General features: G+C 58.5%; 12 protein-coding genes and 1 riboswitch. Of the genes, 9 read left to right on the plus strand and 3 right to left on the minus strand.

The genetic code is table 11. The annotated features are described in order from the left end of the window. The first annotated feature begins 164 nt into the window (after positions 1-164). From MDG893_RS06850 to nhaB, 4 genes are all read left to right on the plus strand, one after another. A complete protein-coding gene (locus MDG893_RS06850; RefSeq protein ID WP_007153016.1) occupies positions 165-1,409 on the plus strand; it encodes a D-amino acid dehydrogenase in 1,245 nt (414 codons plus the stop codon). Continuing rightward, positions 1,409-2,371, plus strand: coding sequence for a helix-turn-helix transcriptional regulator (locus MDG893_RS06855; protein WP_007153017.1), 963 nt, complete (start codon positions 1,409-1,411; stop codon positions 2,369-2,371). The genes MDG893_RS06850 and MDG893_RS06855 overlap by 1 nt, the downstream gene beginning before the upstream one ends. A gap of 111 nt (positions 2,372-2,482) precedes the next feature. Next, a complete protein-coding gene (locus tag MDG893_RS06860) occupies positions 2,483-4,585 on the plus strand; it encodes a TonB-dependent siderophore receptor (RefSeq protein ID WP_007153018.1) in 2,103 nt (700 codons plus the stop codon). 253 nt (positions 4,586-4,838) lie between these two features. Then, positions 4,839-6,344 carry a sodium/proton antiporter NhaB gene (nhaB, locus tag MDG893_RS06865; RefSeq protein ID WP_007153019.1) on the plus strand — a complete coding sequence of 502 codons (1,506 nt, stop codon included), beginning with the start codon at positions 4,839-4,841 and terminating at the stop codon, positions 6,342-6,344. On the opposite strand, the gene MDG893_RS06870 is transcribed toward nhaB, so the two are convergent. Next, on the minus strand, positions 6,331-7,065 hold the full coding sequence (locus MDG893_RS06870; protein WP_007153020.1) for a DUF3047 domain-containing protein: 735 nt from the start codon (positions 7,063-7,065) through the stop codon (positions 6,331-6,333). The two genes, nhaB and MDG893_RS06870, sit on opposite strands and share 14 nt — an antisense overlap. A gap of 125 nt (positions 7,066-7,190) precedes the next feature. Continuing rightward, positions 7,191-7,384: riboswitch (cobalamin riboswitch) on the plus strand. Between the two features lie 110 nt (positions 7,385-7,494). Here MDG893_RS06870 and MDG893_RS06875 point away from each other — a divergent pair. Both MDG893_RS06875 and MDG893_RS06880 read left to right on the plus strand, forming a co-directional pair. Continuing rightward, positions 7,495-10,260: a ribonucleoside-diphosphate reductase subunit alpha gene (locus MDG893_RS06875; protein ID WP_007153021.1), complete on the plus strand. Its 2,766-nt coding sequence runs from the start codon at positions 7,495-7,497 to the stop codon at positions 10,258-10,260. Continuing rightward, positions 10,232-11,353, plus strand: coding sequence for a ribonucleotide-diphosphate reductase subunit beta (locus MDG893_RS06880; protein ID WP_279625876.1), 1,122 nt, complete (start codon positions 10,232-10,234; stop codon positions 11,351-11,353). The genes MDG893_RS06875 and MDG893_RS06880 overlap by 29 nt, the downstream gene beginning before the upstream one ends. 4 nt (positions 11,354-11,357) lie before the next feature. On the opposite strand, the gene MDG893_RS06885 is transcribed toward MDG893_RS06880, so the two are convergent. Continuing rightward, on the minus strand, positions 11,358-12,260 hold the full coding sequence (locus MDG893_RS06885; RefSeq protein ID WP_007153023.1) for a LysR family transcriptional regulator: 903 nt from the start codon (positions 12,258-12,260) through the stop codon (positions 11,358-11,360). 91 nt (positions 12,261-12,351) lie between these two features. On the opposite strand from MDG893_RS06885, the gene MDG893_RS06890 reads away from it, so the two are divergent. The 3 genes from MDG893_RS06890 (at position 12,352) to MDG893_RS06900 (ending at position 14,862) form a co-directional block, all read left to right on the plus strand. After that, positions 12,352-13,224, plus strand: coding sequence for a sterol desaturase family protein (locus tag MDG893_RS06890; RefSeq protein ID WP_007153024.1), 873 nt, complete (start codon positions 12,352-12,354; stop codon positions 13,222-13,224). 87 nt (positions 13,225-13,311) lie between these two features. Next, on the plus strand, positions 13,312-13,824 hold the full coding sequence (locus MDG893_RS06895) for a hypothetical protein (RefSeq protein ID WP_007153025.1): 513 nt from the start codon (positions 13,312-13,314) through the stop codon (positions 13,822-13,824). A 69-nt stretch (positions 13,825-13,893) separates the two neighbouring features. Beyond that, entirely contained in the window at positions 13,894-14,862 is a 969-nt protein-coding gene (locus MDG893_RS06900) for a surface lipoprotein assembly modifier (protein WP_007153026.1), read from the plus strand. A gap of 10 nt (positions 14,863-14,872) precedes the next feature. On the opposite strand, the gene MDG893_RS06905 is transcribed toward MDG893_RS06900, so the two are convergent. Next, on the minus strand, positions 14,873-16,207 hold the full coding sequence (locus MDG893_RS06905; RefSeq protein WP_157132788.1) for a S8 family serine peptidase: 1,335 nt from the start codon (positions 16,205-16,207) through the stop codon (positions 14,873-14,875). Positions 16,208-16,268: the final 61 nt, after the last annotated feature.

A 16,268-nucleotide genomic window follows, 5' to 3' on the forward strand; every position in this document is an offset into this window, starting at 1 on the left:
AGTTGCCGACGACTGCGTCCGTTGGCACACCGAAGGAGCAAGCGGCTGGTTCCGTTGGAACGGCGCGTGAATCTCTCAGGTCCAGTGACGGAAGGGGTGCTTTCTACCATGCGGTGTAGACCTTCTATGGTGAAAGGAAACCCTGGACGCCCCTGGAGAGTATTATGAAGCGAATTGCAGTTATTGGCGGTGGCATCACGGGTATCACCACCGCTTACACCCTGGCCAAGCGCGGCCTGGATGTCACCGTTTACGAGAAACACCGTTATGCGGCGATGGAAACCTCTTTCGCCAACGGTGGCCAACTGTCGGCCTCTAACGCTGAGGTCTGGAACAACTGGCAGACCATCATCAAGGGCCTCAAGTGGATGTCCCGAAGGGATGCGCCGCTGTTGGTCAATCCCAAGCCTTCCTGGCACAAATTGAGTTGGTTTGCTGAGTTCATCGCAGCTATCCCTCAGTACGAGAAAAACACCACCGAAACCGCTCGCCTGGCGATAGCCGCCCGCGACTATCTGTTCGCGTGGGCGCAAGAGGAGGGGATCGACTTCGACCTCAAGAAGCAGGGCATCCTCCATATCTATCGGGACAAGGCCGGGTTCGACCATGCGGCGAATGTGTCCAGGTTGCTGGCCGCCGGCGGCCTGGAGCGTCGGGCAGTCACACCCGAGGAAATGCGCGCTATTGAGCCCACGCTGGCAGGGACCTATTACGGCGGTTTCTACACCGAAAGCGATTCAACCGGTGATATCCATAAATTCACCAATGGCTTGGCGGAGGCCATTCTTCGCCTCGGCGTCAAAACCTGCTATGGACACTCGGTGACTGAGCTTAGTGCGGACGGGTCCCATGCCTGGGTAACCTCCCATGACGGCGAGGAGCAGACCCGCGACACTTTTGATGGTGTGGTGATCTGTGCGGGTGTGGGTAGCCGGGAACTGGCCGCCAAGCTGGGGGACCGAGTCAACATATACCCGGTGAAGGGATATTCCATCACCGTTGAGCTGGACGACCAAGCCTCCCAGGAAGCGGCACCGACCGTCAGTTTGCTGGACGACGCCACCAAGATTGTCACCAGCCGGCTGGGAGATGATCGTTTCCGGGTTGCGGGTACGGCGGAATTCAGCGGCTATAACCGTGATATCCGGGATGATCGTATCCGGCCGCTCACCCGATGGGTCGAGCAGTGTTTCCCAGGGGTTTGTACCCGCCGCGTCGTACCCTGGGCGGGACTGCGTCCCATGTTGCCCAATATGATGCCGCGAGTCGGTCCGGGTCGGTTACCCACCGTGTTCTATAACACGGGGCATGGTCATCTGGGCTGGACCCTGTCTGCGATCACTGCTGAGTTGCTGGCAGATGCCGTTGTGCCCGCGTCGTCAGGCACGACAGCGAGTTCCGCTGGCTAGTGTTGGGCGATCGTGCCGAGTCAGTGTCGTTTGGCAGGCAGGATTTCCTGGCTTTTGGCCGCGACTATGGGATCAGCTACCGCTTTCCCGGTGTCGATGGCCATGATGCCCCCGATGACGATTCAACCATCGCCCGGGGGCGGATTGATGAAACCTCGCTACCTTCGGGGTTTCGTTTTACCCATTCCGACCTGACAATTTCCCACAGCTACGAATCGGTGTCGCTGGGTCATGCGCCGCTGTTAATGGTGATCGTGCTCGAAGGACGCATTCGCCTGTCGATCGGTGCGGTCCAGCGGGAGCTTGGGAGTGGCATGGCCGCCAGTCTGCAACTACGACCGGAGTACGCGCTGGCGGCCTATCAGCCTGCCGGTCAACGTCTGGAAACCATCGTGTTGGCGTTTGATCCCGGTGGCCCGTTGCCGGCGCAGACCGAGCAGGGCTCTCTACGGGCGTTGCTCAGGGGGGTGCAGGATCCGGTGGTGCTGTGGGACGTTCCACTGGTTCTCATGACGGCCCTTGAGCAAGCCCTTGGCGCCAGGCTGCCTGAGCTTCAGAAAACGCTGGTGCTGGAAGGCCTGGCGCTGCAGTTGGTGGGCTATGGTCTCCCGGAGCAGGTGCCAGAGATTGAGCGGAAAAGTCGCGCGTCCACCCAGGAGCTCCAGCGCCTCGAAGCCATTCGTCAGTTGCTGGAATTCGCTCCGACGGACGATTACTCCCTGACAGATCTCGCCCGCCGTGCCGCAATGAGTCCCAGCAGTTTGCGTGGTAAATTTCGTGCGACCTACGGATTGTCGGTGTTCGGGTATCTGCGCAAGTGCCGGCTGAACCTGGCCTGGCATTACCTGGAGCAGGGCTACTCCGTGCAGCAGGCAGCGCACCGCTCGGGTTATCGTCACGCCACCAATTTCGCCACTGCCTTTCGACGCCACTTCGGTGTTTCCCCCAAAAATGTCATCTGAGTAGCCGGACTTGGCACCTCTCATACACAATCTGTCATATTGAATATCTAATCCTGGATCTAAAAGAGAATAATTCGCATTACATAACTTTTAGGTCCAAGTGAGGTTTTCATGTTCCGACATTCCCGTTTGTCATTTGCGGTTGCCGTGGCCCTTATCGGTGTCACCGGCGCACCACTGACTGTTGCCCAGGGACAGGGCGAGCCGACAATGCTGGATGCGTTAAACGTGACAGCGACCCGCAGCGCCACGAAAACCGATACCCCGGTAATTGAAACCCCGCAATCAGTATCCGTTATCAGCCGCGAAGACTGGGAAGAAAAAGGCGCCCGCACAGTGCAGCGCGCCGCCAGCTATACCCCGGGTGTGGGTACGAACCAGGTGGGCTCTTCTAACCGTTACGATTACCTGATTCTCCGCGGTTTCTCCGATGGCAGTATCAACAACACCTATCTGGATGGCCTGCGGGTGATGAACGACGGCGGCTCCTACAGCTCCTTTGCCATTGATCCCTGGTTCCTTGAGCGCATCGAAATTGTCAAAGGCCCGACCTCCGTTCTCTACGGCCAGGGCTCCCCTGGTGGGATTGTTGCCCTGACCAGCAAGCGTCCGGAGTTCCGGGACGGGGGCGAAATCCGTGTCTCGCTCGGCAACAACGCCCAGCGTAGCTTTGCCTTTGACGTCACCGGCCCAGTGGATGATGAGCAACGGGTGGCCTATCGTGTGACCGGCATTGCCTCCGCCGCCGACGCACAACAGGATCACGTGGAACTGGACCGTCGTGCCATTGCCCCGTCGCTGACCTGGGACATGACTGACGATACCAGCGTGACGCTGCTGGCCTACCTGCAACGTGATCCGGAGGGGGGCTACCACAGCGGTTTGCCGTACGAGGGCACGGTGGAGTCCCGCAACGGCCAGAAAATCGACAACACCTTTTTTGAGGGCGAACCGGACTACGACCTGTTCCGGCGCGATATGACCATGGTGGGGTACGACCTGGAGCATCGAATCAACCGTAACTGGTCCGCCTTGCAGAAAGCCCGCTATCTGGATTCGGACGTTGAGTTGAAGCAGGTCTATGCCTATGGCTGGGCTTCGGCCACTGAGCTTAACCGCTACTACTCTGGTGGCGAGGAGGATCTGCAGGCACTCACCGTTGATAACCAGGTCCAGGGGGAAGTGACGACCGGCGCGGTGGATCATACCGTGTTGGTGGGGGTGGACTATCAACAGCGTGAAAACGACGTGGTCTGGCCGTCGGGCGCCTTTCCGGCCATCGATGCCTTTAGTCCTGAGTACGGGGCTGAACCTACCGCCCTGTATCCTCCGCAGCGCAATCTCCGCAAGCAGAAACAGACCGGGGTCTATCTGCAGGACCAACTGGCTACCGGCGGCTGGCGGTTGACGTTGGGTGGCCGTCACGACTGGGTGGAGATCGAGAACACCAATCGTGACAGCGGTGTCGTGGCAGAGCTGGACGAAACCCAGTTCAGTGGCCGCGCCGGACTGCTCTACCTGTTCGACAACGGCATTGCCCCCTACGTCTCCTACTCCACGTCGTTTTCGCCCAGTGCCTATACCGACGAGAGCGGCGACCTGCTGGACCCCAGCGAAGGCAAGCAGATTGAAACCGGGCTGAGGTACCAGCCAGTGGGAACCACGGATTTGTACACGCTCTCGTTGTTCCGCATCCACCAGGAAAACCTGGCCACCAAGCTGCCGCAGGAGTCCTTCTACCGCAGCATCGGCGAGATTGAGTCCCAGGGTGTGGAGTTGGAGGCCAAAGCACAGCTGACGGAAAACCTGAATGTCCAGGCTGGATATGCGTTCACGGACGTCACCTTTGAGAAGTCCGAAGCCTATCGCGAGGGCAATACCGCCAGCCAGGTGCCGGAACACCAACTGACCCTGTGGGCGGGCTACCGGTTCTCGCAGGGAGTACTCAGCGGTGCCAACGCCGGACTGGGTGTTCGTCACATCGCGGACATCTACGCCGATGACGCCAACACCAAAAAAGTGCCGGACTACACCCTGGTGGATCTGGCCCTGGGCTACGATTTCAGCAAGCTCGGCCTGGAAGGCGTTTCTACCCGGCTGAACGTGAACAACCTGCTGGACAAGGAATACGTGGCGTCCTGCTACAACAGTCTGGACTTCTGTTACTTCGGGGCAGAACGTAACGTTACGGCGTCGGTTTCCTACCGGTTCTGACCCGTAAGCGGGATGTTGTAACGGGCACAATAACCCTGGTTGCTGAAAATAGAGTCGATTCTGGCTCTATTTTTAAGTAATATTACGAAACTCTTTTGAGTGGTCGTCCGGCCACTCTTCCTTGTTTCATGTTGAGACCAAATAGGCACTCACCCTATACCTTTGGGGGATTACCGGTTACACAAATATCAAGGAAGATGCGGGCCTTCTGCCACACAATTCCAACAAACCGTTTACTCAGAAGATTCCCGCAATGCCCACAACCGTTCTCTCCGGCTTTACCCACAACTTCCTGGGTAATGCACCCGCCTGGTACAAACAGGTCATTCTGCTTTTCCTGATTGCCAACCCCTTGATTGTATGGACCCTTGGCCCGGCGGTGGCCGGTTGGGTGTTGGTGGGAGAATTTATTTTTACCCTGGCCATGGCGCTGAAGTGTTATCCACTGTTGCCCGGTGGGTTGCTGGCGATTGAAGCCCTGTTGGTAGGCATGACGTCAGCGGACGCGGTGTACCACGAGGTGTTGGTGAACTTCCCGGTCATCCTGCTGCTGATGTTCATGGTGGCTGGCATCTATTTCATGAAAGAGCTGCTGCTGGTGACGTTTACCCAGATCCTGGTGGGTGTGCGCTCAAAATCTGCGTTGTCTCTGCTGTTCTGTGTTGCCGCGGCCGTTCTATCCGCATTCCTGGACGCGCTTACGGTCACCGCCGTCATCATCAGTGTCGCTGTCGGTTTTTACTCGGTGTACCACAAGGTGGCCTCCGGCAAGGGCTATCACCACGCTGATCACAACGCCAACAGCGATGAACACGTGATCGAGCTGCACCGGGAAGATCTGGACAAGTTTCGGGCCTTTCTGCGTAGCCTGCTGATGCACGGCGCCATTGGTACGGCACTGGGGGGAGTGGCTACCATGGTGGGCGAGCCCCAGAACCTGTTGATTGCCAAGGTCGTTGGGTGGGACTTTGTCAGTTTCTTCCTGCATATGGCGCCGGTGAGCCTGCCGGTGCTGGTGGCCGGCCTGACCACGTGCTGGCTATTGGAAAAGCTGCGCTGGTTTGGGTATGGCGCCCGCCTGCCGAAACCCGTTCGCCAGGTACTGGAAGAGTTCGCTGACAACGAGCGCATCAAGCGCACAAAGGCCGACCAGGCTGCCCTTTGGGTGCAGGCGATGGCGGCCCTGGTGCTGGTTATCGGGCTTGCGTTTCATCTGGCAGAGGTGGGATTGATCGGCCTTCTGGTGATTATCCTGATCACTTCGTTCACCGGTGTTACCGATGAGCACCAGATCGGCAAGGCCTTTCAGGAGTCGCTGCCGTTTACCTCGCTGTTGGTGGTGTTTTTTGCCATTGTCGCGGTGATTCACGAGCAACACCTGTTCAAGCCGATCATCGATTTTGTGCTCAGCCTGCCGCAGGACCAGCAGCCGGGCATGTTCTTTATTGCCAACGGGTTGTTGTCGATGATCAGCGACAATGTGTTCGTAGCCACCGTCTATATCAGTGAAATCAAACAGGCGCTGGACGCTGGCAGTATCGACTACGAGCATTTCCAGGAGCTGGCCATTGCCATCAACACCGGCACCAACCTGCCCAGCGTGGCGACCCCCAACGGCCAGGCGGCGTTTTTGTTCCTGCTGACGTCTGCAATCGCCCCGCTAGTGCGGTTGTCCTACGGGCGGATGGTTGTGATGGCGTTTCCCTATACCATCGTGATGGGTACGGTGGGTCTGTTTTGCGTCGTCAATCTGGTTTGACCAGGCTGACATCGCCGTACCACGCGGTGGCAGAGGCTCCGGTATTGTCGGAATCCGACATAATGGCGACGCCCACCAGCTTCGGTGGTTTGCGGCCAAAGGCCTTGCGGTAGTCCGCGACGATGTCCCGCTCCACTGTGGCCCATTCGCCCGCGTTGGTGGCACCGGAGTTCACCGCCACCATCATCGTGGTATCGGTGAAGGGATTGGCAACGATTTCGCCAACCGGCAGCCGGTTGGCCCAGATGTAGTTCAGCGCATTGCCCGGCAGTTCCTCCCCGAACACCACTTCCACGGTCTTGCGTTTGGCGCGCTCGAAAAAGCCGGCTTCCTCCGGCTCGAACTCAAAGGCCACGTAGATTCGTGCAGGGTAGTCATCACCCTCCTTTTTGCGGGCGTTTCCCTGCTCATAGACGTTCGACACTTTCCACCGCCAGCGCAGGATCAGTGAATCCCCGGGTTCGACGGATACCCTTGCAATCAGCCCGGAAGCGCTGTTCTCCGTGGTGGCCTTGACCACCTGTTCACCGTTTTCGTCCGTCAACTGATAACGGCTGTGGCGGTCTATATTCGGAAACTTGAGTGGCTCCCAACCTTCGTCCAGCGAGGCCATCGTCGAGAACGCATTAACCAGCGAGGTTTTTCCGGTATCTGCCTGAACCGTGGTTGCCAGAAACATCAGGGTAACAGTGGCAACCAGGTTTTGTCGGGTGTTGTTCATGGGTGTCTCCTATGGGTTCTGCTACTGACCGGACACCGTCGAAAAAGTGCCTTGTTGTGATCTATCTTAGCCTATATAGTGTTTATATCCTTGGCTTAGTACCAGATATAGTGAGCAAAGGTTGATCAATCTGAGATCGCCTTCGTCATGATGATCGTGGTACCGGGAATCCGGTGAGACTCCGGAACTGACGCGCAGCGGTATTGGGGAACGAGCGTGGCATAAAGACACTGGCGAATGCCGGGAAGTCGCCACGCAAGGCCGAGCCAACAGGTTCACGCCCCTGAGTCCGAAGACCTGCCAGGGAATACAACTGCACCTTCGCGTATCAAGGTGAGCAGATCGGTTTTGCGTTGTCTCTGTCCAGAGCAATGCTCGCCCCTGCGTACGCGAAGGTCTTGGCATAAACGCGTACCCAGGAGAACCGACATGTCCACTGCCACCCTGGCCGAGCCCGGCCAATCTGCCTCAACCAGCACTGCCTCCCTACAGGTTATTAAACGTAACGGCGCCCTGGTTGGATTCGACGCCAGCAAAATCAGTGTTGCCGTGACCAAAGCGTTTCTTGCCGTCGAAGGCGATGAAGCGGCAGGCTCGGCCCGTATCCACGATTCCGTGGAACGGGTTACTCATCAGGTCATGCAGGCCATCAGCCGACGCTTGAAAGCCGGCGGCAAGGTGCACATTGAAGACATCCAGGACCAGGTGGAACTGGCCTTGATGCGGGCGGAGGAGCAGAAAGTGGCCCGCGCTTACGTGCTCTACCGGGAAGCCCATGCCCAGGAGCGCGCCAGCCTGGCGCCCGTGGAGGCCCATCCCACGCTAACGGTGAAAAAAGCCAACGGTGAGGCCGCGCCTCTGGATCTGGGGCTGATGAAAGTCCAGGTGGAACGTGCCAGCCAAGAATTGGAGGGCATCGATGGCGAATCCCTGGTGGAAGGGGCGTTGCGGAACCTGTACGACGGTATTGCCGAGGAAGAGGTACTGTCTGCGCTGATCATGACCGCCCGCGGCCGCATCGAGCAGGAACCGGACTACAGTGCCGTGACCGCTCGTCTGCTGCTGGAACAATTGCGGCTGGAAACCGCAACTGCCCTGAAGCTGCCTCTCAGCCTGCCGCTGGCGGAAATTTATCCGCAGGCCCTGAGCACCTTTATTGAGCAGGGTATCCACTACGAACTGCTCGACGAGGCCATGGCAGCGTTTGACCTGGAACGCCTGGGTGCCGCCCTCAAGCCGGAGCGGGACTACCAGTTTGGGTTCCTCGGCCTGCAGACCCTCTACGACCGTTATTTCCTCAACTGGAAAGGTGACCGGCTGGAATTGCCCCAGGTGTTCTTCATGCGCGTGTCCATGGGTCTGGCATTGCAGGAAGATGACCCCAACGCGCGGGCCATTGAGTTCTACGACCTGCTGTCATCCTTCGACTACATGGCCTCTACGCCGACCCTTTTCAACAGTGGTACTCGCCATTCCCAGCTTTCATCCTGCTACCTCACCACCGTTCAGGATGATCTGGAGGGTATCTACGGTGCCATCCGCGACAACGCCATGCTGTCCAAGTGGGCCGGCGGCCTGGGTAACGACTGGACGCCAGTCAGGGCTTTGGGCTCCCACATCAAGGGGACCAATGGCAGCAGCCAGGGTGTGGTGCCATTCCTGAAAGTGGTGAACGACACGGCGGTGGCGGTGAATCAGGGCGGCAAGCGCAAGGGTGCCGTGTGTGCTTACCTGGAAAGCTGGCATCTGGATATCGAGGAGTTCCTGGAGCTGCGCAAGAACACCGGCGATGAACGTCGCCGTACCCACGACATGAACACCGCCAACTGGGTACCGGACCTGTTGATCGAACGCATGCGCAGTGATCAGGACTGGACCCTGTTCTCGCCAAACGACACTCCGGATCTGCATGACCTGTACGGCAATGCATTCAGGGAACGGTACCAGGAATACGAAGCGATGGCGGCCAGGGGCGAGATTACTCTGTTCAAGACGGTGTCAGCCAAACAGCTCTGGCGCAAGATGCTGACCGTGCTGTTTGAGACCGGTCATCCATGGATTACCTTCAAGGACCCGTGCAACCTGCGCTCGCCTCAGCAGCATCGGGGCGTGGTACACAGCTCCAATCTATGCACCGAAATCACCCTGAACACCAGTGCCGATGAGATCGCCGTGTGCAACCTGGGGTCGATCAACCTGGCGGCCCATGTCCACAACGGTGAGCTGGACGTTCAGCGCCTCGAACGCACAGTTAATACCGCGGTTCGCATGCTCGATAACGTGGTCGACATCAATTACTACGCGGTCCCACAGGCCAGGAACTCCAATTTCAAACATCGGCCCGTTGGTCTCGGCCTGATGGGCTTCCAGGATGCGCTGTATCGGCTCAATCTGCCCTACACCAGCGCGGAAGCGGTCGAGTTTGCCGATGTTGCGATGGAGCAGATCAGTTATTTCGCGATCCGGGCCTCGGCGGTGTTGGCCGGCGAACGCGGTGCCTATGAGACCTATGAGGGCTCTCTGTGGCACGAGGGGATCTTACCCATTGATTCCATCAACCTGCTAAAGGCGAACCGTCGTGAGGGCGATTTGAGCCTTAACACCGACACGCTCCTCGACTGGACTCCCGTGCGGGAGCTCATCGCCCGCAATGGCATGCGTAACAGCAATGTGATGGCCATTGCGCCAACGGCGACCATTTCCAACATCGTCGGTGTCTCCCAGTCCATCGAACCTGCGTACCAGAACCTGTTCGTGAAATCGAACCTCTCCGGCGAGTTCACGGTGGTTAATCCATCACTGGTTCGTGATCTGAAAGCAGAGGGGCTGTGGGACAACGTGATGGTGAATGACCTCAAGTACTTCGATGGCAGCGTGCAGCAGATTGACCGGATTCCGGCAGCACTGAAGGCCCGCTACGCCACCGCCTTTGAGATCGATGCCCGCTGGCTGGTGGAGGCGGCGGCGAGGCGTCAGAAATGGCTGGATCAGGCCCAGAGCCTGAACCTCTACATGGCGGAGCCCAGCGGTAAGAAGCTGGATGAGTTGTACCAGCTGTCCTGGGAACGGGGGCTGAAAACCACCTATTACCTGCGCTCGCTGGGGGCCACGGGAGCCGAGAAAACCGCGCCGGTAGCAGCACCGCAACCACAGGTATGCAGCATTGATGAGCCGGACTGCGAAGCCTGCCAGTAAATCCGACCGCCACCAAGATTCGAGAGGTAAACAGATGCTTAACTGGGACGACGAACCAAACACCCAAACCCGCCCGGCTGCACATGAGGGCCCGGCACCGGTCAATGTCGATGACAAACGCGTGATCAATGGCGAAACCGACATCAATCAGCTGGCACCCTTCAAGTATCCCTGGGCCTGGGAATACTTCATGAACGCCAACAAGAACCACTGGACACCGCTGGATGTGAACATGGCGCAGGACGTTCACGACTACCACCACCGCCTGTCCGCCCCGGAAAAGCACGTGTATGAGAACGTGCTGGCGTACCTCACCACCTCCGACATCCTGGCGATGCGCAACATCGGCCTGGCGGTGATGGAGAAAATGAGTGCTCCGGAGTTGCAGATTTACCAGGCGCGGCAGGTGTACGAGGAAGCCATGCACACCTGGGCCTACCAGCACTGCATTGAAACCCTCAACCTGGACCAGAGCGAGATCTACAATCGCTATCGGGTGGTCCCCGCTATCAACGGCAAGATCCAGATGGCCAACCGCCGGCTGGATGCCGCCATGCGCTCTGACATGAACCTGCGTGACAAGGACGACCTGCAGGAATTCATCATGTCTTACCTGTTCTTCGCAGCGGTATTTGAGGGTGCCTGGTTCTACAACGGTTTCAGCCCGATCTTCGCGTTGCAGCGTCGGGGTCTGATGCGAGGCACCGGCGAGCAGCTGCAGTACATCCTGCGGGACGAAGCCATGCACTTCTCGTTCGGGCTGAAAGTGGTGAACCAGATCCTGGAAGAGGAAAACATCACTCTGGACCCCAAAGCCGTGCGCGATATGTGGGACGAGTCCGAAGCCGCTGAAACCGCTTACGCCAACTACATCCTGCGAGACCCGATCCTGGGTTACTCCGCGCAGTACCACAGCGAGCAGTTCCGTTTTGTGGCCAATCGCCGGGCCAGAACCGTGGGCCTGGAAGAACCGTTTCCGGGCGCGAAGAACGTCTCACCCTGGCTGGATGAGCAGGCCACCCTGCGTAAGGAGAAGAACTTCTTTGAAACCCGGGTCATCGAGTACCAGACCGGCGCACAATTGGAGTGGTAAGCCGTCAGGTGGAGACACTTTCCATCAGGCGCTGGCGGAACCAAATATGGGCCGGGTCGTTGTCCATCACCGGTGCCCATAGCAGGTAGACCGGCAACGGGGGGACTTCCACCGGAAACGGCAAGGTCTTCAGCCCGAATGCCCGGGCATATTGCTGGGCCAGACGTTCGGGCACCGTGGCAATCATGTCGGAGCGGCTGCAGGTGGCCAGCATACTGGCGAACTGGGTGACCCTCGCCCCGGTTCTCCGTTGCCAACCCGGTTCGTTGAGGATCTGGTCCAGGGGCAAGCGCCGGTTCCGATCCGGCAGTACGACGTGTTCGGCGTCCAAAAACTGCTGCTTGCTGCAATCGTCCCACAGATCGGGGTGGTCTTTTCGTGCCACCACTGCAAGCCTTTCCGCCAGAAGCACTTGCCGCCGTAATCGATCGTTCTCCGTTGCAAAGGCATCCACGGCAAGATCCGCTTCGGCGGTATACAGCCTCTGGGGCATGTCATCGCCAGCCAGGGCAACCTCCACCACCACATTGGGCGCCTCGCTTCTCAGGCGGGTCAGTAACGTTGGTAACACCACCATTTCGAAATAGTCGTTGCTGAGCACGCGAAAGCGTCGCTGGCTGGTCCCGGGCACAAAGCGATTGGCCGGGTCCAGCGTGTCCCGCATGGCGCCCAGTTGTTGGCTGAGACTTCTGTGCAGCTCACGGGCGCGGGGCGTCGGCACCATACCCTGATGGGTACGCACAAACAGGGGATCACCCAGGGTATGACGCAGGCGCTGCAATGCGGCACTGATCGCCGGCTGGCTCATGCCCAGGGAATCGGCGGCGCGGGAGAGCTGCCCGGCTTCCATTATGGCGTCGAAGACCGGCAGCAGGTTGAGATCGACACTTCGTAAATTCAGTTTCATGGATAATACTTATAGCAAATATTGAATAGAAAAATATAGCTCTCCCCAGTAGCGTCAGAAGACGTACAAACCCTCGTCTCGGAGAACAATAATGGATGATCAGAAACTGACGATGCTGGTTACGGCTTTTATTGTGGTCACTGCCCTCTGGGAGGTGCTAAGCGGCCGTACCCGTGACGGCCGAAAGAACAAGCAGGACTGGCGCATGGCGTTCCTGGCCACGTTCATGATGGTGGCCGTGCAGCGGCCGCTGGTGCTGCTATTGCTGACGCTTGGCCTGTCAACGTTGCTTCCCGGCAGCGCCGGTTCACTGGCCTGGCTCGAGCAGTCGTATTTCTGGCCCACATTGATTGTGTTTTTCTGCGTGGAGGAGTTTATCCACGGCAGTTTCCACCTGTTTGCCCACCGGCGCCGACCCAATAACCGTGTTCTGCAATGGGTTCAGGCGTTTTACAAGATGAGCCACCGCCCGCACCACATGTCGGGGGGCCAGGACAACAAGGGCCAATTGACGGTAACGCAGACCTTCGTCAACGGCTGGGCCTGGTGGTTGATCATGCCCAATTACACCTTTCAATTGCTGTGCCTCTATCTGGGGCTGGTAGAGGTGTTCCTGATTGCCACCGCCTTCAAGGGTCTATGGGCGGCCCATACTCATGTGAACTGGAACTATGACCTGTACTTCCACAACCACCGCTGGGCCTGGGTGCGCAGGACCATGTGGGCACTGGCGCACATTCTGGTGTTTCCCACTCAGCATCACCATCATCATGCCCGCGGGCCCAATTCAGCGAAGAATGTGACCTCCACACTGGCGATCTACGATTGGCTGGTGTTTGGCACCCTCGCCATTGAAACCAGCAAACCCAAGGTCTACGGCTGGCGCCAGAAAGAGCAGGAGGCGAACAGTGTGCTGAAACGCTATTTCTGCTGGGATGTCCGCTCTTACGTGCCAAAAACCTAGACGGTGAATTTTTTTGGAATAAACACCAGGCTCAGCCGTCTCCCTGATGAAAGCCACCCGAAACGGGTAAATCAGGAGGACGTAACCATGAAAAAGCACGTACTGACACTCGCAATCTGTTCCATCCTTTCCACCGGCGCTTTCGCCGCTGAAGGGTCTGGCTCGGCCAATGCCAACGCGCAGGCTGAGACCAACATGAGTGCGGAAGCCAGCACCCGCAACGGTGTTTCCGCGAACGGTGGTGCCTCTGCAAGCGCAGAGGGCAGTGTCAACGGCGAAGCCGCTCGAGACGAAGCTGCCGACCAACGCCAGGCGGCCAGCGAAGAAGCCCGCGGAAGGGCCAATCAGGCGGTCAGCGCCGGTGTCGAAACTGGCGAGAAAGTGCGAGCAACCGCTGATGCCACAGCGGATACAGCTCGCGATGAAGCCGGTGAGAAGCGTGAACAGGCGCAAGAGCGCATGAATGAGGCTCGAAATGCCGAGATTCGCGCTGAAACCAATCAGCAGATCGGAACGTCTGTATCTGAGAGCGTCCGGAGTGAAGTGCAGAACACCGTCAAGGGGACCGTGAAAGGGTCCGGCAGTGGCGGCCTACTGTAACAATTCCTCGAGACTCGCCGGGCCCTATGGCCCGGCTTTCTTTTGGACGCCCAACTTAAAGGAGCAGACATGCAGCTGATTCCACGTATTCTGACATTGCCGCTGGCCATTGGCCTGGCGTCACCGGCATTGATGGTTCAGGCGCAGGAGAAAGCGTCGGCGACGGGATATCTTGAAGGCGGTTATGAGCACGACAGCAACGTGACCGTGGACGAACTGAATACGTCCGCCGATGAGAGCGATCAGGCCTGGGTTTTTGATGCCGGTCTGGAAGGTATCCTGAAACCCACCGAGCGATTAAACGTGACACTCGGCTATTCGCTCTCGGGCAGACGGTACCAGAATCTTGATGAGTTCGATCAAAACATTCACCTGCTGTCGGCCGATGTCAGCTATGACTTCGACCCGGTGACCGTTGGCACCAGTTATCACTATTCCCACGCAACCCTGGGGTCAGACCCGTTCCTTGATTTCCGGCGTGCCAGTGTCTACCTGGGCAGCCTGCTCGCGGAGGACGTTTATCTGCGGGGCAGCCTGCAGGACAAGCGCAAGGAATTCGATGACAACGATGCACGGGATGCCGAGATAAAAGGCGCCAGCCTGGATGCGTTCTTCTTTTTCAACCAGGCCCAGAGCCACTTTCTAATCGGCCTCGACGGTGATCGCGAAGATGCGGAGGCGAAAGCCTACGACAACGACCTGTTTCGGGTTCGGGTAGCGCTGGTGCATCGGTTTACCCTGGCCGGCGAGGAAAACCGGTTGCGGTTTGGCTGGCGCTATGAGGACAGGGAATACGAAGAGGTGACTGTCACCAGCACCGATCCGGTTCTGACGGACCCTCTGACCGGCGACCTTACCGAACGCTCGAGCAATGAGCGGGCGGACAAAGCCCGTATTCTGGAGGCCAGCTGGCGGATCGGGCTTAACGAGGTATTCAGTGTTGAGCCCAGTGTTTCCTGGGGCCAGTATACCTCGAACGTGGATTCCGCCGATTACGACAAGACGGTGGCGGGGGTGACGCTCCGGGCGGATTTCTGAAACCCGGCAGTCAGAAATCCAGAAAGCCGTGACCGAATTCGGTGTCCCGGCCAGGACGGCCAAGATCCTTCGCTGCATTGATCAGGGCACCAACGGCCTTGTCTTCCGAAAGTTCGTTACGTTGGCAGGCCAGTGCAGCGGCAACCACCGGCGACGCCAGCGAGGTGCCGCTGTCTGCAACCATGCCGGCATCTGGGTGTGCTACCGGAACGGTGACGCCGCTGCTGGCAAACATCACCTGTTCACCCCGATTGGCCCAGCGGTAGAGCTTCCCGGAACGGTCCGCCGCCGTCACACCGATCACTTCCGTGTAGGCGGCCGGATATAATGGCGGGGCAGAGGGCCCTTGATTGCCGACCGCCGCAACCATCAGCACGCCGCGCTCCCTGAGGCGGCTCACCGCCGCAGCGAGAAGCTGGTTGTCCGGGCCGGTCAGGCTGATGTTGATAACCGACAAATCCTGACCGGCCAGCCAGTTCAGGCCCTCCAGTAAATGGCCAAGTGTGGCGCCTGAGAGGGTGCGATCCCGGTCATAGAACACCGAGGCATTGAAGATCGTAGCCTGCGGCAGCCGGGCAGGCCATTGCCCAGGCCGGTTGCCCACCAGCAGGCTGGCGACGGCCGTGCCATGAATTGCCGGCTCAGTCAGTGTTCCGTCCACTTCCGCCAATGCCAGAAAACGCTCCTGCACAACTTGTGCACTTTCAAATACCCGATGGTCTGTGGCAATCGACGTATCCACCATTCCAACGCGAACCGGGGCGGTGCAGAGGCTACGCCACTGTGGCACATTGGTCTCTGACAGGGGCTCTTTCGCATCCATTTGCGGAGCATAGATATGGTTGCGGTCCAGTCGATCCGCGAGTTCTGGTAGGGCGTCCTGTAGGGCATTATGGGAATCCAGCTCGGCAGTGACCCGGAACCGCACCACGGTCATTCCCAGGCCGGTCAGCTCTCGGCGTTCGAGAACTGTGATCCCCGGCTGGTCAAGGCGGGCGAGTTCCGCACCGGTACCGGTCACCAGCCACTGACCTTCCACGGCACGGAAACCGTCGTCCAGTTGGATATCATTGAACGCTTTTTGTCCCTGACGCGTGAGAATGGAAAGGACCGATGGTAACACTTCGAGCGGTTCCATGAGCTCTGTGGCCTGTGTGTTGATCTGCTTCTCAAGGCGACGGTCCATGGCCTGCTCCACCATGCGCTGTGTCTTCTGTTCAACCTGGCGGGTTATCGGGTCTATCTGGCCGCTGGTTACGTCACCGACACCGATGGACAAGGCCGGTGCGGAAAGCGTGCAAAGAGCGATTGCAGGGAACAAGTGTCTCAAGAGAAAAGGTTTCATCGTGCCCGTCCGATTAAAGATGTGTGTCATACGATACAACGGCCCGGCGGAAAAAAAATTC

Origin of the sequence: Marinobacter algicola DG893 (assembly GCF_000170835.1) — a bacterium.
In the GTDB taxonomy this organism is placed as follows: domain Bacteria; phylum Pseudomonadota; class Gammaproteobacteria; order Pseudomonadales; family Oleiphilaceae; genus Marinobacter; species Marinobacter algicola.